Origin of the sequence: Faecalibacterium sp. AF10-46, from assembly GCF_003604105.1 — a bacterium.
Classification (GTDB): Bacteria; Bacillota; Clostridia; order Oscillospirales; family Ruminococcaceae; genus Faecalibacterium; species Faecalibacterium taiwanense.
In genome coordinates, this window is sequence record NZ_QVGY01000001.1 from 533,563 (window position 1) to 555,012 (window position 21,450).

At 55.6% G+C, this 21,450-nt stretch carries 21 protein-coding genes, 1 tRNA gene and 2 other RNA genes; 21 read left to right on the plus strand and 3 right to left on the minus strand.

All coding sequences use genetic code 11. The features are described 5' to 3' along the window. Positions 1 to 4 precede the first annotated feature (4 nt). Positions 5 to 805: an aspartate dehydrogenase domain-containing protein gene (locus tag DWV57_RS02585; RefSeq protein WP_005941748.1), complete on the minus strand. Its 801-nt coding sequence runs from the start codon at positions 803 to 805 to the stop codon at positions 5 to 7. Between the two features lie 108 nt (positions 806 to 913). On the opposite strand from DWV57_RS02585, the gene DWV57_RS02590 reads away from it, so the two are divergent. Further along, the gene (locus DWV57_RS02590) at positions 914 to 1,486 is read left to right on the plus strand and encodes a chromate transporter (protein ID WP_097777853.1); all 573 of its coding nucleotides are present in this window, start codon (positions 914 to 916) and stop codon (positions 1,484 to 1,486) included. Continuing rightward, the gene (locus tag DWV57_RS02595; protein ID WP_120019846.1) at positions 1,483 to 2,055 is read left to right on the plus strand and encodes a chromate transporter; all 573 of its coding nucleotides are present in this window, start codon (positions 1,483 to 1,485) and stop codon (positions 2,053 to 2,055) included. Before DWV57_RS02590 ends, DWV57_RS02595 begins: the two co-directional genes overlap by 4 nt. Positions 2,056 to 2,182: 127 nt before the next feature. On the opposite strand, the gene DWV57_RS02600 is transcribed toward DWV57_RS02595, so the two are convergent. Then, positions 2,183 to 2,458: a hypothetical protein gene (locus tag DWV57_RS02600; protein WP_120019847.1), complete on the minus strand. Its 276-nt coding sequence runs from the start codon at positions 2,456 to 2,458 to the stop codon at positions 2,183 to 2,185. A gap of 315 nt (positions 2,459 to 2,773) precedes the next feature. Between DWV57_RS02600 and DWV57_RS14925 the strand changes: the two genes are divergently transcribed. From DWV57_RS14925 to DWV57_RS02645, 10 genes are all read left to right on the plus strand, one after another. Continuing rightward, positions 2,774 to 2,908 carry a hypothetical protein gene (locus DWV57_RS14925; RefSeq protein WP_279221242.1) on the plus strand — a complete coding sequence of 45 codons (135 nt, stop codon included), beginning with the start codon at positions 2,774 to 2,776 and terminating at the stop codon, positions 2,906 to 2,908. 92 nt (positions 2,909 to 3,000) lie between these two features. Beyond that, the gene (locus DWV57_RS02605; RefSeq protein ID WP_165853646.1) at positions 3,001 to 3,753 is read left to right on the plus strand and encodes a ZIP family metal transporter; all 753 of its coding nucleotides are present in this window, start codon (positions 3,001 to 3,003) and stop codon (positions 3,751 to 3,753) included. 274 nt (positions 3,754 to 4,027) lie between these two features. Beyond that, an RNA gene (ffs, locus tag DWV57_RS02610) (signal recognition particle sRNA small type) lies at positions 4,028 to 4,126 on the plus strand. A gap of 77 nt (positions 4,127 to 4,203) precedes the next feature. After that, positions 4,204 to 6,069: a DNA polymerase III subunit gamma/tau gene (dnaX, locus tag DWV57_RS02615; protein WP_120019848.1), complete on the plus strand. Its 1,866-nt coding sequence runs from the start codon at positions 4,204 to 4,206 to the stop codon at positions 6,067 to 6,069. A 31-nt stretch (positions 6,070 to 6,100) separates the two neighbouring features. Continuing rightward, on the plus strand, positions 6,101 to 6,439 hold the full coding sequence (locus DWV57_RS02620; protein ID WP_097774953.1) for a YbaB/EbfC family nucleoid-associated protein: 339 nt from the start codon (positions 6,101 to 6,103) through the stop codon (positions 6,437 to 6,439). Between the two features lie 19 nt (positions 6,440 to 6,458). Next, entirely contained in the window at positions 6,459 to 7,058 is a 600-nt protein-coding gene (gene recR, locus DWV57_RS02625) for a recombination mediator RecR (protein WP_005941730.1), read from the plus strand. 102 nt (positions 7,059 to 7,160) lie between these two features. Beyond that, on the plus strand, positions 7,161 to 7,643 hold the full coding sequence (gene smpB, locus DWV57_RS02630; protein WP_005941729.1) for an SsrA-binding protein SmpB: 483 nt from the start codon (positions 7,161 to 7,163) through the stop codon (positions 7,641 to 7,643). Between the two features lie 70 nt (positions 7,644 to 7,713). Then, positions 7,714 to 8,064, plus strand: a transfer-messenger RNA (tmRNA) gene (ssrA, locus tag DWV57_RS02635). A gap of 269 nt (positions 8,065 to 8,333) precedes the next feature. Then, positions 8,334 to 10,106, plus strand: a complete 1,773-nt coding sequence (locus tag DWV57_RS02640; protein ID WP_118527031.1) for an oleate hydratase — start codon at positions 8,334 to 8,336, stop codon at positions 10,104 to 10,106. Between the two features lie 269 nt (positions 10,107 to 10,375). Next, positions 10,376 to 12,133: a bifunctional UDP-sugar hydrolase/5'-nucleotidase gene (locus DWV57_RS02645; RefSeq protein ID WP_120019849.1), complete on the plus strand. Its 1,758-nt coding sequence runs from the start codon at positions 10,376 to 10,378 to the stop codon at positions 12,131 to 12,133. 101 nt (positions 12,134 to 12,234) lie between these two features. Here DWV57_RS02645 and DWV57_RS02650 read toward each other — a convergent pair. Beyond that, positions 12,235 to 12,308 (minus strand) — tRNA-Gln (locus DWV57_RS02650). A gap of 225 nt (positions 12,309 to 12,533) precedes the next feature. Between DWV57_RS02650 and DWV57_RS02655 the strand changes: the two genes are divergently transcribed. The 9 genes from DWV57_RS02655 (at position 12,534) to DWV57_RS02695 (ending at position 21,450) form a co-directional block, all read left to right on the plus strand. Next, entirely contained in the window at positions 12,534 to 12,827 is a 294-nt protein-coding gene (locus DWV57_RS02655) for a DUF2508 domain-containing protein (protein WP_120019850.1), read from the plus strand. A gap of 122 nt (positions 12,828 to 12,949) precedes the next feature. After that, positions 12,950 to 13,096 (plus strand): six-cysteine ranthipeptide SCIFF, encoded by a 147-nt coding sequence (gene scfA, locus DWV57_RS02660; protein ID WP_005926683.1) that lies wholly within the window; start codon positions 12,950 to 12,952, stop codon positions 13,094 to 13,096. A gap of 65 nt (positions 13,097 to 13,161) precedes the next feature. After that, a complete protein-coding gene (scfB, locus tag DWV57_RS02665) occupies positions 13,162 to 14,613 on the plus strand; it encodes a thioether cross-link-forming SCIFF peptide maturase (protein WP_165853647.1) in 1,452 nt (483 codons plus the stop codon). After that, positions 14,610 to 16,031 carry an amino acid decarboxylase gene (locus DWV57_RS02670; protein ID WP_120019851.1) on the plus strand — a complete coding sequence of 474 codons (1,422 nt, stop codon included), beginning with the start codon at positions 14,610 to 14,612 and terminating at the stop codon, positions 16,029 to 16,031. The genes scfB and DWV57_RS02670 overlap by 4 nt, the downstream gene beginning before the upstream one ends. 118 nt (positions 16,032 to 16,149) lie before the next feature. Then, positions 16,150 to 17,670 (plus strand): SPOCS domain-containing protein, encoded by a 1,521-nt coding sequence (locus DWV57_RS02675; protein WP_120019852.1) that lies wholly within the window; start codon positions 16,150 to 16,152, stop codon positions 17,668 to 17,670. A gap of 139 nt (positions 17,671 to 17,809) precedes the next feature. Beyond that, positions 17,810 to 18,595: an AzlC family ABC transporter permease gene (locus DWV57_RS02680; protein WP_120019853.1), complete on the plus strand. Its 786-nt coding sequence runs from the start codon at positions 17,810 to 17,812 to the stop codon at positions 18,593 to 18,595. Next, positions 18,585 to 18,890, plus strand: coding sequence for an AzlD domain-containing protein (locus DWV57_RS02685; RefSeq protein ID WP_005942135.1), 306 nt, complete (start codon positions 18,585 to 18,587; stop codon positions 18,888 to 18,890). Before DWV57_RS02680 ends, DWV57_RS02685 begins: the two co-directional genes overlap by 11 nt. Positions 18,891 to 18,958: 68 nt before the next feature. Then, positions 18,959 to 19,801, plus strand: a complete 843-nt coding sequence (locus DWV57_RS02690) for a sugar nucleotide-binding protein (protein WP_120019854.1) — start codon at positions 18,959 to 18,961, stop codon at positions 19,799 to 19,801. Between the two features lie 299 nt (positions 19,802 to 20,100). Continuing rightward, positions 20,101 to 21,450 carry a nucleobase:cation symporter-2 family protein gene (locus DWV57_RS02695; protein ID WP_242959309.1) on the plus strand — a complete coding sequence of 450 codons (1,350 nt, stop codon included), beginning with the start codon at positions 20,101 to 20,103 and terminating at the stop codon, positions 21,448 to 21,450.

Sequence of the window (21,450 nt, forward strand, 5' to 3'; positions counted from 1 at the left end):
TCCTTTAATAGAAGCATACAGGGGAGGAGAGGTTGCGCAGCAGGGCAACTACGCTCCAACCGGCAATGGCGCTGGTGGAAGAGCAGATATCCACCACGGCCTTCACGCCCTCGATCTCGGCGGTGATGCAGTGGTCGTCGCCCACCCAGCCGGGTACCGAGTGCATGGTCACGCCGGTGATCTCCGGGCCGGTGGTGGCCAGCGAGGTGGCAACAGCCACATTCACGCGGCGGGGGAAGGTGGCAATGGCCTGCTTGGCATTGCCGGTGAACACGGTGGTCTTTTCGGTATCGGTCAGCAGGTGGTCGGCCCATACCGGCGTGTTGCGGAAGCCCTTGGCTCCGGTGTGGGTCTCAATGCCTGCCGTCTCGGCCAGCTTCTGCGCCTCGGCCATCAGGGTGACGGTCTGCAGCACATCAAAGCCGCCAATGGCACCGCTTGCCAGATGCACCTTGGCACCGCCCTCCACGGCAGCGGCCTTGACCTGCTCGTAAAAATCAAGGTCCGCAAAGGCACCAATGGAAATAATGACCAGATTCACGCCTTTTTTCAGTACAGGCACAGCCATGGCGCGCACAGCCTCCACCGAAGCAGTCTCCACAATGTATTCCGGCTGCAGTGTCAGCAGAGCATCCACATCATCGCAGACGGGACAGCCGACCTCGGCGGCAAGTTTTTCTGCCGAAGCACGGGTGCGGCTGGTCACGCCCACCAGCTCATAGTCCGGCAGCAGACCGTTCTTCCATGCGTTGGCCACAATGCCGCCCAGAAAGCCGCAGCCTACGATACCAAATTTTGTTTTCATATCCTAAACTCCTTTTTCTGCTTTTTCCAAAGAAAACAGCATATTCCATTAAAGTATATCATATCAAAACAAAAAATGATATAATAAGGTGCAAGAAAGGAGAAAGCTATGTCGAAAACAAAGGAGCTTTTCTGGACGTTTTTCAAAATTGGAGCGTTCACGTTTGGCGGCGGCTATGCCATGGTGGCTTTGCTGCAGAATGAATTTGTGGAAGAGAAAAAGTGGGTGACAAAAGAAGAATTTCTGGACATGGTGGCAATTGCGGAGTCTACGCCCGGCCCGGTGGCGGTGAACAGTGCCACCTATATCGGCTACAAGATCGAGGGCGCGGCAGGTGCGGCAGCGTCCACGGTGGCGGTATGTCTTCCGTCCTTCGCGGTCATTTATCTGATCTCGCTGTTCTTTGACCAGTTCCTCCGCCTGTCGGTAGTGGCAAGTGCGTTCCACGGCATTCAGGTGTGTGTGATCTATCTGATCCTCTCGGCGGGCCTGAAAATGCTGAAGCAGCTGGAACACAGCGTCTTCAATATTGTCATCCTGACCACGGTTGCGGCAGCGATGGTGGGCTGTTCCATTGCAGCAGTGTCCTTCTCTTCCATTTTTTACATCCTGTTCAGCGGTGCGGCCGGGCTGCTGGTGTATGCAGTACAGCAGCTGCGGAAGGGGGAGAAGAAGCCGTGATCTATGTAGAACTTTTCTGGAATTTTCTCATGATCGGCGCGCTGTCCTTTGGCGGCGGCTACGGGATGATCTCGCTGGTGCGGGAAACGGTCTTAGGACACGGTTGGCTGACAGAAGGCGAATTTCTCAGCTTCATTGCCGTGTCGGAATCCACACCCGGCCCGCTGGCTATCAATATGGCTACCTTCATCGGCGCTTCACAGGGCGGCTTCTGGGGCGCGCTGTGTGCGACGCTGGGTGTGGTGCTGCCGTCCTTTGTCATTATCCTGCTCGTTGCATCGGTGCTGCAGAACCTGATGAAGTATGCGGGAGTCAACGCAGTTCTTGGCGGCGTTCGTCCCTGTGTGGTGGCGATGATCCTGGCAACTGCTGTCAACATGGCGCTTTCTACGCTGGCCGGATTTGCAGCGGACAAGGCAGGCATTGCACCGGATCTCCGTTCCATTGTGGTGTTCCTGCTGCTGTGGGGGCTGCATGCCCTTTGCCGCCGGAAAAAGGGCAAAGCACCATCGCCCATTGGGATGATCCTGCTCTCTGCAGGACTGGGGATCCTGTTCTGGGGAGCATAAAAAATAACGCGCCGGGTGGTTCTCGTTGAAAGATCCGGTGCGTTTTGTTGTAAAAAGCCGGGCACAGGAAAACTCATGGCTCCCTGTGCCCGGCTTCAGCTTTTATTGGAATTTAGGCGCTGTGCGATCAAGCTGCAACAGAAGAAGCAGCTTCGCTGGAAGCAGCCTCACTGGAAGCGGCCTCAGAAGAAGCGGCCTCGCTGGAAGCAGCCTCAGAAGAAGAACCGTTCTCCTCTGCAACAGCGGAAGAAGCGTTCTCCTCGGCCTCAGCAGCAACAGAAGTGCTGGTAGAAGCAGCCTCGGAAGAGGATGCAGCAGTGGAGGAAGCAGAACCGCCGCAAGCGGTCATGCCAACAGCCAGAGCCAGAGCAACAACAGCAACACAAACATTCTTGAGTTTCATATCTAAAATCTCCTTGCCATACGCAAATGTATTTTGCAGAAGGCCCTACAGGAAGTGCCTTTCTGCAAGTGGATATTCTAGTCTTTTTTGCGAAAAAATCAAGAGCTTTTTGGGCTAAGAAGTGAGATTTCAATGATAATCTACGATTTTGTTATAATTTATCGCTAAAAGTCAAAGAGTTTTTGTTAAACTGATCGAAGCGCAGAGAAACTCAGGAAAGAATTTTTTACCGCGTTGTAATCCCTTTGTAATTTCTTTCATTATTTGTTCATTTGAATCAAGACGGGAATGCATGTTTCCTGAAGAGAAATAAAGATGAAGTACTATGTTACATTGACCGGACTCAACTACCGCTTCGGCACTCAGCCGTTTACAGTAGGCCAGAAGGTAAAGCTGGTCAAAGAACCGGAGAATGACTTTGACAGCGAAGAAGATGCCATCGCATTCTGACAGAAAAGCCCGTCACACTGTATTTTGTGTGACGGGCTTTTCTGCACCTTTTTGCTTCGGCGCACATACACCGGGCAAAGGGGGAATGTATCGTGAACCAGATCGTTTTCACTGCGTGGGTGCTGCTGTTCCCGGCGGCGTGCACTACACTGGGAGCAGCAGGTGTGTTTTTGCTGCGGCGGCAGTCGCGGCCCTGCACGCAGCGCATCCTGTGCGGCATGGCAGCGGGCATTATGCTGGCGGCCAGTGTGTGGAGCCTGCTGCTGCCTGCTATCCAGCGCGGACAGACTTTGCCGCTTCCGGCATGGATCCCATCGGCAGTGGGGCTTGTGCTTGGCGCAGTGGGCCTTTTGCAGGTGGAACAGTTTGCCGGGCAGCTGCTGGCAGGCGGGGCCGGACACGGCGGACGCATGGTGCTGGCTGTAACATTGCACAACCTGCCCGAGGGTATGGTGGCGGGCCTTGCCGCTGCACTGGCTTTGACCGGGGAGCCGGATGCTATCAGCGGTGCGCTGGCGCTGAGCCTTGGCATCGGTCTGCAGAATATCCCGGAAGGTGCAGCAGTCAGCCTGCCGCTGGCCCATAATGGCCGCACCCGCAGTCAGGCGTTTTTTGCGGGAGCGGCTTCCGGGCTGGTAGAGCCGTTGGGGGCATTGCTTGCCTTTGCTCTGGCCGAATGGGTCAGTGCTGCGCTGCCGTGGCTGCTCAGCGCAGCGGCGGGCTGCATGGTGTGCGTGACCGCACAGGAGATGATCCCGCAGGCCGTGGAGGGCGATGAGCCTGCCGGTGTTGTAAGCATTGTGCTGGGATTTGCGCTGATGATGGCACTGGATGTGGCATTGTAAGAAAAAAAGGGCTGTTGCAAAATCAATGCCGTTAAAATAACAGGATAAAAGAAAAGCGCAGTACAAAACGCGAAAGCGCAGAGAATGTACTGCGCTTTTTGGATTTTAGAGAACATCACATTTTCTGACTTTGGGCTATCCTATTTGATCGTTTCATGCGTGGGCCGTGAAATGATACCTCCCACCCCTTGCAATCTGCCTGCGTTTATGGTACAATATTCTGGCATTCAGAAGGATGTGTCGGACAGCGCCTGCTGCGTGGTTCGGCATACGGATGCGGGTCCTGTACGATGGATTCGCTGTGAACCAGGTCAGGTGGGGAACCAAGCAGCCTTAAGCAGTGCGTTCGTGCGTTTCAGTAAGCCTGCATCCGTATGCCGAGTTACGCAAGGCGGGGACAAAACCCCGTCAGCGCTGTCCTTTTTATTTTGCAGGAAAGGGGAGAGAACCATGTACCGTGCCTTGTACCGCAAATGGAGACCGCAGCGTTTTGAGGATGTGGTAGGCCAGCGGGCCATTGTTACTGCGCTGAAAAACCAGATCACGGCAAACCGTGTGGGCCATGCCTACCTGTTTACCGGCGTGCGCGGCACCGGCAAAACCACCTGCGCCAAGATCTTTGCAAAGGCAGTCAACTGCCTGCATCCGGTCAATGGAGACCCCTGCGGCGAGTGTGAGATTTGCAAGGGCATCGATAACGGCAGCATTCTGGACGTGGTGGAGATGGATGCGGCTTCCAACAACGGTGTGGACGATATCCGCGACCTGCGCGACGAAACAGCTTACACTCCCAGCGCCTGTAAATATAAGGTATACATCATCGATGAGGTGCACATGCTGTCCACAGCAGCATTCAATGCGCTGCTCAAAACGCTGGAAGAACCGCCTGCCCACGTCATCTTCATTCTGGCAACCACTGAGATCCAGAAGGTGCCAGCCACCATTCTTTCCCGCTGCCAGCGGTACGATTTTACCCGCATCGGGCCGGAGGATATCGCCCGCCGGGTGGAATACATTGCAGGGGAGGAAAAGCTGGAGCTTTCGCCGGACGGTGCGGAACTGATCGCCCGTCTGGCCGACGGTGCGCTGCGCGATGCGTTGTCCATTCTGGATACCTGCGCAGGCGTTACGGCGAAAATCGACGCCGATGTGGTGCGCCGCATGGCAGGTGTGACCGACCGCAGTTATCTGTTCCGCATTTCGGACGCACTGGAAGCGCAGGACGGTGCCACAGCACTGGCCCAGCTGGCACAGCTTCGCCAGCAGTCTGTGGATGTCAAGCGTCTGACAGAGGAATTGATCGCGCATTATCGTGCTTTGATGCTGGCAGCATTGCCGGGCGGGCAGAGCCTTCTGTCCGGCGTTTCGCCGGAGGAGGAGGCTTTGTATCTGGAAAAAGGCCCGCAGCTGGGCCAGCGGGAGGCCATTCGTGCCATCCGTGCGCTGGGCAGTGCGCTGGAACATATGACCCGCGGCAGCGACCAGCGGATCGAGCTGGAACTTGCATTGTTTGGCTTATCCGAACCGCCCCAGCAGCCGCAGGCAGTTCCTGTGCAGGCCGCGCCTGTCCGTGCTGCAGCTCAACCCGCAGCGCCGCAGCCGTTTGCCTCGGCAACTGCTGTGCAGCCCTTTGCAAGCGCTCCGATTTCCCAGCCGGCAATACCGTCCGTTCCTGTGGTGCAGCCTGCAGCAGAACCGAAACCTGTAAAGGCAGAACCTTCCGTGCCGTCGGAAATATCTGTAGAGCAGACTTCACCCGTCCAGACCGAAGAGCTGCCGCCGCTGCCGGAGGAACCGCCCGTGCAGCAGGCCGGAATGCTGCCTTGGGACGAGCCTGCCGCGCAGGCCGCACAGTCAGCTGCACCCGTGCCGGCAGAGTTGGAACCTGTTCCGCAGCCAGAACCGCCCAAACCTGCACCCACGCCCGCTGCAAAGCCTGTGCCGGAAAAGCCACAGGATGCCGGGCAGGAAGGGACTGTGCTGTATCCGTACTGGCCGCAGGTGGTACAGCAGCTGCAGGAAAAAGATCCCATGCTCTACACCTATCTGCGCAAGTCCAAGGCTTACTTTGATGGCACCCGCGTGCTGATCGACGGCGGCAAGACCTTCCGCGATTTTATCCGCGCCAATAAGGACAGCCAGCGCCTGATCAAAAAGCTGATCAAGGATGTGTCCGGTACGGCGGTGCCCATTGGTCCCTATGAATCAAAGAGCGCTGGCAAAACGGTCTCCAACGCAGAGCAGTCGCTTCGTGCACTGGAAAAGCTGGGGTTGGATGTGTCCATTGAGGATTCCGCAAGGAAAACGAGATCATAAAAATACATTGCATCAATAAGGAGAAACGATTATGAAAGCAAGAATGCCCGCAGGCTTTGGCCGCCCCGATATGAACGCCCTCATGCGTCAGGCACAGAAGATGCAGGAAGATATGAAAGCCAAACAGGCCGAGCTGGAAGCTGCCGAGTACACCGGCAGCGCTGCCGGTGAGATGGTCACTGTTAAGATGAACGGCAAGCACGAAGTGCTGTCCATCACCATCAAGCCCGAGGCTGTGGACCCGGATGATGTTGAAATGCTGGAAGATATGGTGGCTGCTGCCATCAACGCAACCGTCAAGCAGGTGGACGAAACTGCCGAAGCTGAAATGGGCAAGCTGACCGGCGGCATGAACATCCCCGGTCTCTGATTCGGCAGGAGGGAAGAACATGGGCTATACTGCTGCCCCGCTGGAAAAGCTGATCGAAGAATTCAGCAAGTTTCCGGGGATCGGGCGCAAGGGCGCTACCCGCATGGCGTATCAGGTGCTGAGCATGTCGGACGAAGATGCCGCCGCACTGGCGGGAGCCATTCAGGGTGCCCACACCAAGCTCCATCGCTGCCGTATCTGCCAGAATTATACAGAAGCGGATATCTGCCCCATCTGTGCCAGTGCAAAACGCGATCCTTCTGTGATCTGCGTGGTGGAAACGCCCCGCGATGTGCAGGCGTTTGAACGCACAAGGGAGTATCACGGCTTGTACCATGTGCTGCACGGCCTGCTCAGCCCGATGGACGGCATTACTGCCGAACAGCTGTGCGTCAAGGAACTTCTGGCCCGCCTGGGCGACGGCAAGGTGAAAGAGGTCATCATGGCCATGAACCCCACGGTGGAGGGTGAAGCTACCGCCATGTATCTGGCAAAGCTTATCAAGCCTCTGGGCATCAAGACCACACGTCTGGCCTACGGTCTGCCGGTGGGTGCAAGTCTGGAGTACACAGACGAGACCACCTTGTATCGTGCACTTTCTGGCCGTGGTGAGCTGTGAATTGGGAAAAATTTACAGTTTCTTCAAAAACAGCCCTTGCAAAACCATAAAAAAATGGTATACTGATACAACAAACCACAATGGAGAAAGGAGGCGCGCGGAATGGCACCCACTAAGGAGCGTCCGGCAACAAAAACCATTGCCACAAACCGTGAAGCGCGCCATGAATACTTCGTTCTGGAAGCGCTGGAAACCGGCGTTGAACTGAAAGGTACGGAGGTCAAGAGCCTGCGTGCCGGAGGGGTCAACCTGAAAGACAGCTGGGTCGATATTGAGGATGGTGAACTGCTGGTAAAGGGAATGCATATCAGTCCCTACGACCACGGAAACATGTTCAATCAGGATCCGATGCGCGTCCGGCGCCTGCTGGCACACAAAAGTGAGATCCGGCGGCTGCATCAGCAGTGCAAGCTGCAGGGATATACCCTTGTGCCGCTTTCGCTCTATTTCAAACATGGCCGCGTGAAAATGGAAGTGGGCCTTTGCAAAGGCAAAAAGCTCTACGATAAGCGTGCCGATGCCGCCCAGCGCGATGCAAAGCGTTCCATTGACCGTGCCATGAAGTCCAACGGCAAATACTATTGATCTTTTCAGACCGCTTCCTGAAGCGGAACTTTTTCAAAGCTTTCTGCACACCGCAAGGTGTGCTTTATAAGGGGGCGTAAAGGTTTCGACGGGGAGAGCGAGGTCTGGGCAGCGGGTAGCAGTGGGGGAACTGCTCTATAACTCCTCCAAAAAAATTAACTGACAATAACAATTCTCAGTTGCTCGCAGCCTGAGTGCTGCGCGTTCCGCCCACTCTTGTGTCGTGTGGGGCCGGGGCGTCCTTTAGACACAGCACCTGAACGGACTTAAGCTTTGCGGACCGGCAGGAACTCATGAAGCTACCAATGCGCTAGCCTGACGATCGGCGTGGCGCGGCGGGAATGTTGTAGATCGCCTGCACCCGGAGACACCTACACTGAACTCTTTTCGGACATGGGTTCGACTCCCATCGCCTCCACCAACAAAAAGCACCTGGATTCATTGAAATCTGGGTGCTTTTCTTTTTGCTGAAACTGGTTTATAAAGCACGCTATATCACAGAACGATTCGCTATTAGGGCGGCTTTTGTCACAATTTGTACGTATTTCCAGCAAAACAGAATGATTGTATAAAATTTATACACCCGCTAAAGTTTGTTTGTTGTCTGCTGCGGCGGCGCGGGGTATACTGTTGCCATAAGGACGGCGCAAGGATGCCGAAAAAAGCAATAAAAAGCAGGGAGGCTTTTCTATGTACTATTCCAGTGGCAACTATGAAGCATTTGCAACTCCTAAAAAGCCGGAGGGTGTCGATCATAAATCTGCATATATCATTGGTTCCGGTCTGGCTGCACTGACGGCTGCATGTTATCTGGTGCGTGACGGCCAGATGAAGGGCGAGCATGTGCATGTGTTTGAGAAAGACCCCATCCCCGGCGGTGCCTGCGACGGCTACAAATACGATATCGGTTACGTGATGCGCGGTGGCCGCGAGATGGATAACCACTTCGAGGTCATGTGGGATCTGCTGCGCTCCATTCCGTCTCTGGAGACCGAGGGTGCCAGTGTGCTGGATGAGTACTACTGGCTGAACAAGGAAGACCCCAACTATTCACTGTGCCGTGCTACCGTCAACCGCGGCGAGGATGCCCACACCGATGGCAAGTTCGGCCTGTCTGATAAGGGTGCTATGGAGATCATGAAGCTCTTCTTCACCCCCAACGAGCAGCTGCAGGATAAGAAGATCACCGATTTCTTTGATGATGAAGTGCTGAACTCCAACTTCTGGCTGTACTGGCGCACCATGTTTGCCTTTGAAAACTGGCACAGTGCTCTGGAAATGAAGCTCTACCTCAAGCGTTATATCCACCATATCGGCGGTCTGCCGGATTTCACCGCCCTGCGCTTTACCCGCTACAACCAGTATGAATCTATCATCCTGCCCATGGTCACTTACCTGAAGGACCACGGCGTGCAGTTCCACTATGAGACCAAGGTCGTGGACGTGAAATTTGATATCAATGGCAAGCGCAAGCAGGCAAGCAGTGTGGTTGTGGAGCATGCGGGGGAGACCAGCACCATCGGCCTGACCGAAAATGATCTGCTGTTCATCACCAACGGCGGCTGCGTGGAAAGCTGCACGATGGGCGCACAGGACAAGGCAGCAGGCTTTGATCCCACCATCAAGCCGGGTAACGGCTGGGACCTGTGGAAGAAGATCGCTGCACAGGACCCCGCATTCGGCAATCCTGAAAAGTTCTGCTCCGACCCCGAACATTCCAACTGGGAAAGCGCCACCATTACCACCTTGGACGACAAGATCCCGCAGTATATCCAGAAGATTTGCAAGCGTGACCCGTTCAGCGGCCACACCGTCACCGGCGGCATCGTCACCGTTAAGGACTCCAACTGGCTGCTCAGCTGGACGTTGAACCGTCAGCAGCAGTTCCGAGACCAGCCTAAGAACCAGCTGTGCGTCTGGGTCTACGGCCTGTTCAGTGATAAGCCCGGCAACTACGTCAAGAAGGCCATGCGCGACTGCACCGGCAAGGAACTGTGCATGGAATGGCTGTACCACATTGGTGTGCCCGAGGATCAGATCGAGGAGCTGGCAGAGCACAGCGCAAACACCATACCTGTGATGATGCCCTATATCGATGCATTCTTTATGCCGCGTGCGATGGGCGACCGTCCTGATATCGTGCCGGAGGGTGCTGTCAACTTTGCCTTCCTGGGTCAGTTCGCCGAGACCGGCCGTGACACCATCTTCACCACCGAATACTCCATGCGCACCGGTATGGAAGCTGTGTACACCCTGCTGGACATCGACCGCGGTGTGCCCGAGGTCTGGGGCAGCACCTATGATGTACGTGCCCTGATCGATGCAACGGTCAAGCTGCGCGACGGCAAGAAGATCACCGACATGGATCTGCCGCTCATCCCGCGCCTTGCCATGAAGGAAGCTTTGAAAAAGATCGAGGGTACCGACCTTGAGAAATTCCTCAAGGAATACAATGCGATTTGAGCTCGTTGCTCTGATCTATTTTTGAATCCCCTTTGAAAACAGCCCGCTTTTGCAGTCAACGACTGGCTGCAGATGCGGGCTGTTTTTTGCCCTGAAAAGGAATAATGTTGCACAAAAAGTGTGACTTAGTACCGTGAATTATGAACAAATTGTGCGATTCCGGGTTGTTCTTGGGTGTTTTGTGTGTTATGCTTAATATAACAAGCGTCGGGCTGGTTCTGTGCGCCCGATAAAAACAAAAGAGAGTTTTAAGAGGAGGTCGTTTTTCCATGAAACAGCTTATCTCCCGCCGCAGCTTCCTGAAAGCCGCAGGTGTCACCACGGCCGTTGCTGCCGTGAGTCTGGGCGCACCCGCTGCGTCTGCATGTTACCCCGGCAGCTTTAAGGACATTACGATCCTGTACACCAACGATGTTCATACTTATATCGACAAAAAATCGCCGGAACTGACCTATGCTGCCATCGCAGCTTTGAAAAAGAGCTATCAGGATGCAGGCAAAAATGTCCTGCTTGTAGATGCGGGCGACCATATTCAGGGTACCGCATATGGTTCCATGGACGAAGGTGCATCCATCATCCAGCTGATGAACGCCGCTGGCTATGATGCTGCAACTCCCGGCAACCATGAATTCGACTACGGCATGGCCCGTGCAAAAGAGGTAATGGCTGAGGCGGATTTCCCGTACCTCTCCAGCAACTGGGTCAATCTGCCGCTGGGCAACCGCGTTCTGCCGGATGTCAAATACTTCACCATCGGCGGCCGCGTGATCGCATTTGTGGGCATCACCACGCCCGAGACCTTCACCAAGTCTACTCCGGCTTACTTCATGGATAAGAGCCAGAGCCGCTATATCTATGATATTCTGGGCGGTGACGACGGCCAGAAGCTGTACAAGGCTGTGCAGAAGTCCATTGATAAGGCCAAGGTTCTGGCTGACTACGTGATCGGTCTGGGCCATCTGGGCGTTGATCCTTCCTCTTCGCCCTGGACCAGCAAGGAAGTCATCGAGCACACCTCCGGCTTCGATGCATTCATCGACGGCCATTCTCACACCAAGATGGAGTGTGAGTGGGTGAAGGATCTGTCCGGCAAGGCTGTCGCCCTGACCCAGACCGGCTCTTATTTTGCAAATGTTGGCGAAATGACCATCAAGGCTGACGGCTCCATTGCCACCCGTCTGATCTCCTCTTACGAAGGCTCCGACAGTGCCGTTGCCGATATCCAGAACGCATGGGTCGCTTCTGTGGACGACATGCTGGGTGAGAAGATCGCTGTTGCCGATACGAACTTCTACATCTCCGACCCCGAGACTGGCAAGCGCCGCATCCGCATGGCAGAGACGAATCTCGGCGACTTCGTGGCCGACGGCATTTACTCCTACTTCAATGAGGTGGAACAGCTGCATTGTGACATCGCTATCATGAACGGCGGCGGCATCCGCGCCGATGAGAAAGCCGGCTACTGGACCTTCAAGACCTGCAAGCAGGTCAGCCCATTTGGCAATGTGGCCTGTCTGATGTCTGTCACCGGCAAGCAGATCCAGGATGCACTGGAGTTTGCAGCCCGCTTTGCCGGAACGGAAAAGGAGAACGGCGGCTTCCTGCATGTGGCAGGCGCTTCCTACGAGATCCACACCGATATCCCCAACACCGTGCAGACCGACGAGAAGAATGTCTGGATCGGCAGTGCCACCGGCACTCCGCGCGTGCAGAATGTGAAGATCTACAACAAGGCTTCCGGTACTTATGAACCGCTGGACGAGAGCAAGACCTACGCTCTGGCTGGCATGAATTACACTCTGCGCAATCTGGGCGATGGCTTTGCCATGTTTGATGGCGCAGAGCTGATCAAGGACTATGTGTCTGAGGATTACCTCGTGATGTCCACTTACGCAATGAGCTTTGGCGGCGTGGACGGCGAGGGTCTGCCGCATCTGGCAACGGCCAACAGCCCGCTGGCCGATTATCCCGGCTACCTGCTGGACTATGAGAATCCCTACGGCGCAGGCCGCATCAGCATTCTGTAATAACTGCATAAAAATGGGCGTACCGTCGCAAAGACGGTACGCTGTTTTTGTATAACAATATAGAACGAAAAAAGCCATCCGGCATAAACCAGATGGCTTTTTGGTTGGGGATGAGAGAATCGAACTCCCACAAGTAGAGTCAGAGTCTACCGCACTACCACTATGCAAATCCCCAATATTCGATTGCGTTTCGCAGTGTGAGCCGCTCAACGTGTGCTATTATACGCGGAAAAGTGATACTTGTCAAGCGTGATTTTGAAAAAATTGCAAACTTTTTTAAAATGCGCGCACCAGCGGAGAAAGTTTCTGCTTTACCATAAACTGGCATATTCTGCACCGGTCTCTTCATATACTAGAATGTACAAACCTTCAAGATACACAAAGAAGAGGAGGACGGCCTATGCTGGAACGAACCCATGCCCAGAACACCCAAACTTTGCTTTCGAGCCGCATCCCGCGGGATGCCGAGCACGAACGCTATCACCCAGAACTGGAAGAAGAGCTGAAGGAATGTCTGTTCTGCCTGCGGCGCAATGAGATGATGTTTGATCTGGAGGTGGATACAGACCTGATCGAGCAGCGCATTTACGAGCGGCAGGCGCTTTTGTGCCGCTACCGGTACTTACTGGCCAGGGCGCGGGAGCTGGGGCTGCACACCGTCCTGACGAAGTATCAGCCTGCTGGACAGGTTTGAACAGGTTGGCAGCATAAAAATCTTGACAGAAAGCCCCTTGCGTGTTATCATAAGCAAAGATAAATGCGTACCGGGCTTTGTCCGGCGCGATGAAATTTTGAGAGCTAGAGAGGTTTTCTATTATGGAACGTATTAAGACCATTGCTACTCGTGACCTGACCAAGAGCGTTAAGACCGGCGGCTGCGGCGAGTGCCAGACTTCCTGCCAGTCCGCTTGCAAGACCTCCTGCGGCGTGGCTAACCAGCAGTGCGAGAACAGCAACAAGTAATTTTTGCAACCCCCTGCCGCCTTTGCCGGGCGGCATTTTTTTGTATAATTGGAATGGAGAGTAAAATGGTACACCAGTATCAATTGAACGGCTATAATATCGTGCTGGACACCTGCAGCGGCTCGGTGCATGTGGTGGACGATGTTGCATACGATATCATTGCCATGTACCCGGAGCATACTGCTGACGAGATCGTTTCGGCTATGATGGCAAAGTATGGAGACCGCGAGGATGTCACGGAGGAAGATCTGCGTCAGTGCATCGATGATGTGACCAACCTGAAGGAAGCAGGCAAGCTGTGGACCCCGGATACCTATGAGAATATGGCTTTCGACTTTAAAAACCGCAACACCGTGGTCAAGGCCTTGTGCCTGCATGTTGCACACACCTGCAACCTGAACTGCTCCTACTGCTTTGCTTCGCAGGGCCGCTATCAGGGCGACCGTGCGCTGATGAGCTTTGAAGTGGGCAAGCGTGCCATGGACTTCCTGATCGAAAACTCCGGCACCCGCCGCAACCTTGAGGTGGACTTCTTTGGCGGCGAACCGCTGATGAATTTTGACATGGTCAAAAAGCTGGTGGCCTACTGCCGTGAGCAGGAGAAGATCCACAACAAGAACTTCCGCTTTACCATGACCACCAACGGTATGCTGATCGATGACGATGTGATCGATTTCTGCAACAAGGAGTGCCACAACGTCGTTCTGAGTCTGGATGGCCGCAAAGAGGTCAATGACCGCTTCCGCAAGGACTATGCAGGCCATGGCAGCTACGATACCATCGTGCCCAAGTTCCAGGAGTTCGTGAAGAAGCGCGGCGACAAGAACTACTACATGCGCGGCACCTACACCCACTACAACACCGACTTCACCAACGATATCTTCCACATGGCCGACCTCGGCTTTACTGAGCTGAGCATGGAGCCTGTGGTGTCCAAGCCCGGCGACCCCAGTGCCCTGACCGAGGAAGATCTGCCCATCCTGAAGGAACAGTACGAGATCCTTGCCAAGGAAATGATCAAGCGCAACCGCGAGGGCCGCGGCTTTACCTTCTACCACTACATGATCGACCTCACCGGCGGCCCCTGCATCTACAAGCGCATTTCCGGCTGTGGCTCCGGCACGGAGTACATGGCTGTTACTCCTTGGGGCGATCTGTACCCCTGCCACCAGTTTGTGGGCGACCCCAAGTACCTGATGGGCGATATCTGGAAGGGCGTTACGAACACTGCCGTGCGCGATGAGTTCAAGCACTGCAACGCCTATGCCCGCAAGGAGTGCCAGAACTGCTGGGCAAAGCTGTACTGCTCCGGCGGCTGTGCAGCAAACTCCTACCACGCTACCGGCAACATTACCGGTGTGTATGAGTACGGCTGCGAGCTGTTCAAAAAGCGAATGGAATGCGCTATCATGATCAAGGTCGCTGAGAATCAGGAACTTGCCGCCAAGGGCATCGAGGTGCCTATTGAGCTGGGTTCCACCTGTAACGCCTGTGCTGATGGCGAAGCCTGCGAATGAGCACGACCACGCCTATTGTGGATTTTGTGCGCCGTTACGCACAGTCCGGCACCTCGCGGCTGCATATGCCCGGCCACAAGGGCCAGAGCCTTTTGGGCTTTGAGCCGTGGGACATTACCGAAATAAAGGGTGCGGATGAACTGTATGGGGCTGACGGCATCATTGCCCAAAGCGAAGCCAACGCTACCCGGCTGTTCGGCACGGTGCATACCTATTACAGCACAGAGGGCTCGTCCCAGTGCATCCGTGCAATGCTGTGCCTTGCACTGCAGGCTGCGCCCGCAGCCGGACAGCGCCCGGTCCTGCTGGCAGCGCGCAACGCTCACAAAGCGCTGTTGTATGCGGCGGCGCTGCTGGATTTTGATATCCAGTGGCTCTGGCCTGCGCCGCAGGATGCCGGTGCACTTTGCAGCTGCCCGGTGTCAGCTGCAAAGCTGACAGGTGCTCTGCAGGGTTTGGCACAGCAGGGCAAAAGGCCCTTTGGCGTCTACATCACCAGTCCGGATTATCTGGGCGGCGTGCAGGATATTGCAGCGCTGGCCGGAGTGTGCAAGGATTTTGGCGTTCCGCTTCTGGTGGATAATGCCCACGGTGCTTACCTGCGTTTTCTGCCGCAGGGCGGTCAGCATCCTATTGCACTGGGCGCGGCCATGTGCTGCGACTCCGGCCATAAAACGCTGCCCGTTGTCACTGGCGGCGCATACCTGCATCTGGGCAAAAATGCCCCCATTCAGGACGAAGCCGCTGTGCGCAATGCACTGGCATTGTTTGGTTCCACCAGTCCGTCTTACCTGATCTTGCAGTCGCTGGACAAATGCAATCAGGTTCTGTCGGAGGGTTATCCGCTGCGGCTTTTGCAGTGCTGCGGATATTTGACCCGCCTGCGCCGGGAGCTGAACGAAGCCGCTGCGGCAAAACACTGCCCGGGGCCGCTGGCACTGGAAAGCGAACCTCTCAAGGTCACGCTGGATGCTGCTACACTGGGCATGACCGGCACAGAGCTTGCAGAAGCACTGCGCAGCGCAAAGGTCGAGTGCGAATATGCCGACCCGCGCTATGTTGTGCTGATGTTCACCCCGGCAAATCCGCCGCAGGACTTTGAACGGCTGACTTCTGCCGTTCTCCACATTGTGGAAAACCTTACAGGACCGTTCCCGCTCCCGGAAAAAAACGATCGTGAGCTTTTGGAGCTGGAACACGAATTGCACACCTGCTGCAGCATCCGGCAGGCCGTGTTTGCCCCGCAGGAGCAGGTGCCCACAGAGCAGGCGGTGGGGCGTATCTGCGCTATGCCGACGGTTTCCTGCCCGCCTGCGATCCCCATTGTGGTCAGCGGCGAGAAGATCACATCGGCTGCCGTCCGGCTAATGCAGAAATACCATGTAATGCAGGCGGCTGTCCTGCGCAAAACGATCTGATTGTTTCAAAAGGCCCAAAGGCATCGTGCATTTTGCACGGTGCCTTTTTTGCGCGCATATCCTGCAAAGCATGTGCATATTTTTCCAGTAGAGACGGACAGGGAAAGGAGCACACTGCATGGAACTGAAGATCTTTCGGGATACGCTGCCACAGGCAGGCACGAGCTGCACCGTCAAGGCAGAACTTCCGCTGGAAACCGAGATCCTGATTTCAGATTATCTTCCGCCGGTGTTCAAGCTGGTCAAATGCTTTGCAAAACCGGTGGTGCTGCAAAAGCAGCTGCAGCCCGGGCGGCTTACATTGGAAGGCTATCTGCGCTGCACGGTGTTTTATCAGGGCGAGGACGGGGCCGGGCTTTGCCAGACCGAGCAGAAGCTGCCGTTTACAAAGCAGCTGGAGGTGCCGGAATTTTCCTTCACCAGCTGGATGGCCATGGTAGAAGGGCAGACCGAATACCTCAACTGCCGGGCGGTAAACCCGCACCGCATCGAGGTGCGCGGAGCCTATGGTCTTGTGGTTACTATCCATACACAGGATAAACAGGAACTGATCACGGCGCTGGCCGATGGCGGCATTGAACAGAAATTGCAGACGCTGAACGGCGTGCGCAGCACCGCGGTGCTGGAAAAGCTGGTCACTGTGGAAGGGGAGCTTGTGTTTGCAAAGCCGCCCGCAGCCATTCTGGATATTACCGGCAGCGCCGCCGTGCGGGAGGTAAAGCTGCTGGCGGGCAAGGCAGTGGTCAAGGGCGAGGTACGTGCCCAATGCGCCTGGCGCGCGGAAGGCGAAAGCAGCCTGCAAAGTCAGGCGGCATCCCTGCCGTTCAATCAGGTGGTGAATCTGGAAGGCGTAGCAGAGGACTGCAGATGCATGTGCGTGCTGGAGCCGGTTGGCTTTGCCCTTGCGGAGGGCGAACAGGAAGCCAGCGGCCAACTGACAGCCAGCGTGATGATGCATTTGCACGCATGGCGGCCCTGCCAGCTGCAATACGTAGCGGATGCCTTTTCTACGCAGTTTGAAACCGCCGTCACGCCGCAGGAATTGGCAGCAGAAGATCTTGCCTGTATGCTGAACGAGACAGCATCTTCCACGGCCTCCGGGCCGCTGCCAGATGCGGATGCTCAGCTGCGCGCCTGCTTTGTGTCTTATGGACCGGCGCAGGTAACACCTTACCGCGACGGCTGGGCCTTTACGGTGCGTGCCGTTGCCACCGCCTTTGCCGAGAACAGTCTTGCCGAGCTGGAAAGCTACGAAAAAACACTGGAGCTTGTCTTTCCGCTTGCAGTAGAAGCCCCGCCGGGTGCACAGTTCAGCCCGGAATGCTGGCTGAGCACCGAGAACATCCAGTGCAGCTGCACTGGCGGCACATTGGAAGTGACGGTCACCGCCCGTGCCGAAGGAGCCATCCTCTGCCGGAGCACACATCCGGGCATCGGCAGCATTGAGCTGGGCGAACCGCTGACGACTCCGGACCCGGAGATCGCACTGCGCATCTACTATGCACAGGCAGGGGAGGAGTTGTTCGGCATTGCCAGACGGTTCCATGTGTCACCGGCACAGATCCTGACGGCAAATGGGCTGGAAGCCGGTACGCAGGTCCTGCCGCAGGCGATGCATTTTCTGGTGCCGGGTGCATAAATCGACGAAGAACGCTGCCTTTTCAGGCGGCGTTTTCCTTTTGTGCCGAAAAGAAAGTGAAAAAGCCCTTTCTTCTCTGTGTGCGGGAGAGTATAATAAAAAGCGGTGTTTGAAATAGGAAAGGAGTAAAAAAACAAAGATGAATTCCAAAAGTAAGCTCCTTGCCCCGGAGCTTGTCAATGCAGAAAGACCGGTTTGGGCTTTCAGCAAAAAGATTTTCTGTGAGGGCATGCGGGATGGCGTTCCCATTGCGCTGGGCTATTTTGCTGTTTCCTTCTCGCTGGGCATTGCGGCCCGCCGGGCAGGCTTTACCCCGTTTCAGGGCTTTCTGGTCAGCCTACTGAACAACGCTTCGGCAGGCGAATACGCTGCATTTGCCATCATCATGGCCAATGCGACCTATCTGGAAGTGGCTATCATCACACTGATCGCCAATGCGCGCTATCTGCTCATGAGCTGCGCACTGGCCCAGCGCTTTGCGCCGGGCACACCCTTCTGGCACAGGCTGCTCATCGGTTATGATGTGACAGACGAGCTTTTTGGCATCACCATTGCACGGCCCGGCAGCCTGAACCCATATTATACCTACGGTGCCATTCTGCTGGCGGCACCGGCTTGGGCCATCGGTACGGCGTTGGGCATCATTGCGGGCAATCTGCTGCCGCTGCGGGCTGTCAGTGCGCTGAGCGTTGCCCTTTACGGCATGTTCCTTGCCATCATCATTCCTCCGGCGCGTAAGAGCAGGGTGGTAGCTGCACTTGTTGCCAGCAGCTTTGCACTGAGCTTTGTGTGCAATTACCTGCCGGGTATCTCCGCTCTTTCGGAGGGCACGCGCACCATTTTGCTCACAGTGCTCATTTCCAGCGCTGCAGCAGTTCTTTTTCCGGTAAATCCAGAAGAGCAGGAGGCAGAGCATGACGCATAATCATTACATTTACATTGCAGTGATGGCGCTGGTATCCTATGCCATCCGCATCCTTCCGCTCACACTGATCCGCAAGCCCATCAAAAATCGCTTCATTCAGTCGTTTCTGTATTATGTGCCCTATGTGACGCTGGCGGTCATGACCTTCCCGGCCATTGTCAACGCGACCCAGAGCCCGGCTGCCGGTGCCATGGCGCTGGTGGTAGGCATTGCAGCTGCTTGGTTCGGCGCAAGCCTGTTTCAGGTATCTGTGGCCTGCTGTGCCGTCGTGTTCGTGCTGGAACTGTTCCTTTAAAATTTTTGTGCCCGGCAGGCTGTCATGCTGCTGGGCACTTTTTCATTGCCCTGCAGGAGGAAATTATCATGAAAAAAATTCTTATCACCGGTGCAGGCGGCTTTGTCGGCTCCCGCATTTTGCAGCAGTGGCAGGGAAAGTACGAGCTTTGCGCCCTTCCAAAAGGCTTTTTCTGTACAGCCGATGAAGCTCCCGCCCGTGCACAGGTGGAAGCTTTGCATCCGGATGTGATCCTGCACACCGCCGCTCTTTCCGATACCAGTTACTGTGCGCAGCATCCGGCAGAAGCTTACCGTGCCAATGTGGAGCTGCCAGTCTGGCTGGCACGGGCTGCGCAGCAGACGAAGGCAAAGCTGGTGGCATTCAGCTCGGATCAGGTCTATGCCGGTGTGCAGCAGCAGGGGCCGCTGCCGGAAACACTGGCCCTGCATCCCGCAAACATTTACGGCCAATACAAGCTGGAAGCAGAGCAGCGTGTGCTGGAGCTCTGCCCGGACTCGGTCCATCTGCGTGCCAGTTGGATGTATGACCTGCCCGGCTATGGGCTGCCCATCCGGGGCAATCTTCCGCTGAATCTTCTGCGTGCCGCGCTGAAGGGAGAGGCTCTGCGCTTCTCCCGGAACGACCACCGCGGCGTGACCTATGTGCGGCAGGTGATCGAAAATCTGGAGCCTGCCATGGCGCTGCCCGGCGGCGTATACAATTTTGGCAGCGGCAATGCCGAAAACATGGTATGCACCGCCCGGCAGTTTGCCGAAACGCTGGGAATCGCTGTGCAGATCGAGGAAGAAAGCTGGGGCCGGAACCTTGTGATGGACACCACAAAACTGGAACGCTTCGGCATTCGGTTCGACACTACTCAGCAGGGCATCCAGCGCTGTTTAAAAGATTACGGGCTGAGAACGCTGTAAAATTTCCATATCGCACAAAAATCAAATAAAACAAAACAAAAAAGCAGGAGTTCTGCGCGAAATTCTTCCGACCAAAGCGGAAAAAACGCACAAAGCGCCCTGCTTTTTGTGTTTCTCAGCGGGAAACAACCGTTCACGAAAAAGTCATACTTAATTTACAAGGATACGCAGTTTTGCTATAATAAATCCGCTTTTTTGGTAAAGCAGTCGAAAAGAATGATTTTTGTCAAGATTTGAGGAGAGTGGAACATTTGAAGGAAGTCAAGCTCGAAGAGTCGGCGTATCAGTTCAACGCAAAAATGTCCCTGAAACAGGCGATCCCGCTGGGCCTGCAGCATGTCTGCGCCATGTTCGTGGGCAACCTGACCCCGCTGCTGATCATCACCAGTGCCTGCGGCATTGCGGGTGGTGAATTTGCAGATCTGCAGGTCACGTTGCTGCAGAGCGCCATGTTTGTGGCCGGCGTAGTCACGCTGGTACAGCTGTTCACCATCGGCCCCGTGGGCGGTAGCGTGCCCATCATCATGGGCACCAGTTCCGGTTTTATCGGCGTGTTCAACAGTGTTGTCGGCAGCATGGGCGGCGGTGTGCTGGCCTATGGTGCCATTATGGGTGCATCCATCATCGGCGGCATCTTTGAAGGCGTTCTGGGCTTCTTCCTCAAGCCTCTGCGCAAGTTCTTCCCGCCGGTCGTCACCGGTACGGTTGTACTTTCCATCGGTCTTTCGCTGATCTCGGTGGGCATCAATTCCTTTGGCGGCGGCAACGGCGCAAAAGACTTTGGCTCCATGGAAAATCTTCTGCTTGCCCTGTTCGTATTGGTGGTCATTCTGATCTTCAAGCACTGGACCACGGGCTTCCTCAGCTCTTCCGCGATCCTGATCGGCATTCTGGCCGGTTACGTTGCGGCCTTTGTCATGGGTCTGGTGCTGCCCACCACCGGTGTCACTGCCGATGGTGTAGAGTTTACCAAGGCATGGGTGCTCAACTGGAATAAGGTGGCACAGGCCTCTTGGTTTGCCATTCCCAAGCTGATGCCGGTCAAGATCGTGTTTGATATGCGCGCTATTATGCCGGTGATGATCATGTTCGTTGTTACCGCTGTTGAGACCGTGGGTGATATCTCCGGTGTCATGGAGGGCGGCATGAATCGTGAGCCCACCGATAAAGAGCTGTCCGGCGGTGTGATCTGTGACGGTCTGGGCTCCTCTTTTGCGGCTCTGTTCGGTGTACTGCCCAACACTTCCTTCAGCCAGAACGTGGGTCTGGTGGCCATGACCAAAGTGGTCAACCGCATGGCTCTGGCCTCCGGTGCCATCTTCCTGATCCTGTGCGGTCTGATCCCCAAGCTCGGCGCGCTGATCTCCATTATGCCGCAGGCCGTTCTGGGCGGTGCTGCCGTTATGATGTTCTCTTCCATCGTGGTCAGCGGCATCCAGCTCATCACCAAGGAAAAGATGACCCCGCGTCAGCTTACCATCGTCTCGGTGGCTCTGGGTGTTGGCTACGGCATGGGTGCCAACAGCGGCATTCTGGCACAGGCTCCGCACGCTTTCCAGCTGATCTGCGGCGAGTCCGGCATCGTTCCGGCTGCGTTTGTGGCGATCCTGCTGAATGTGCTGCTGCCGAAGGATGACAAGGCAGAATAA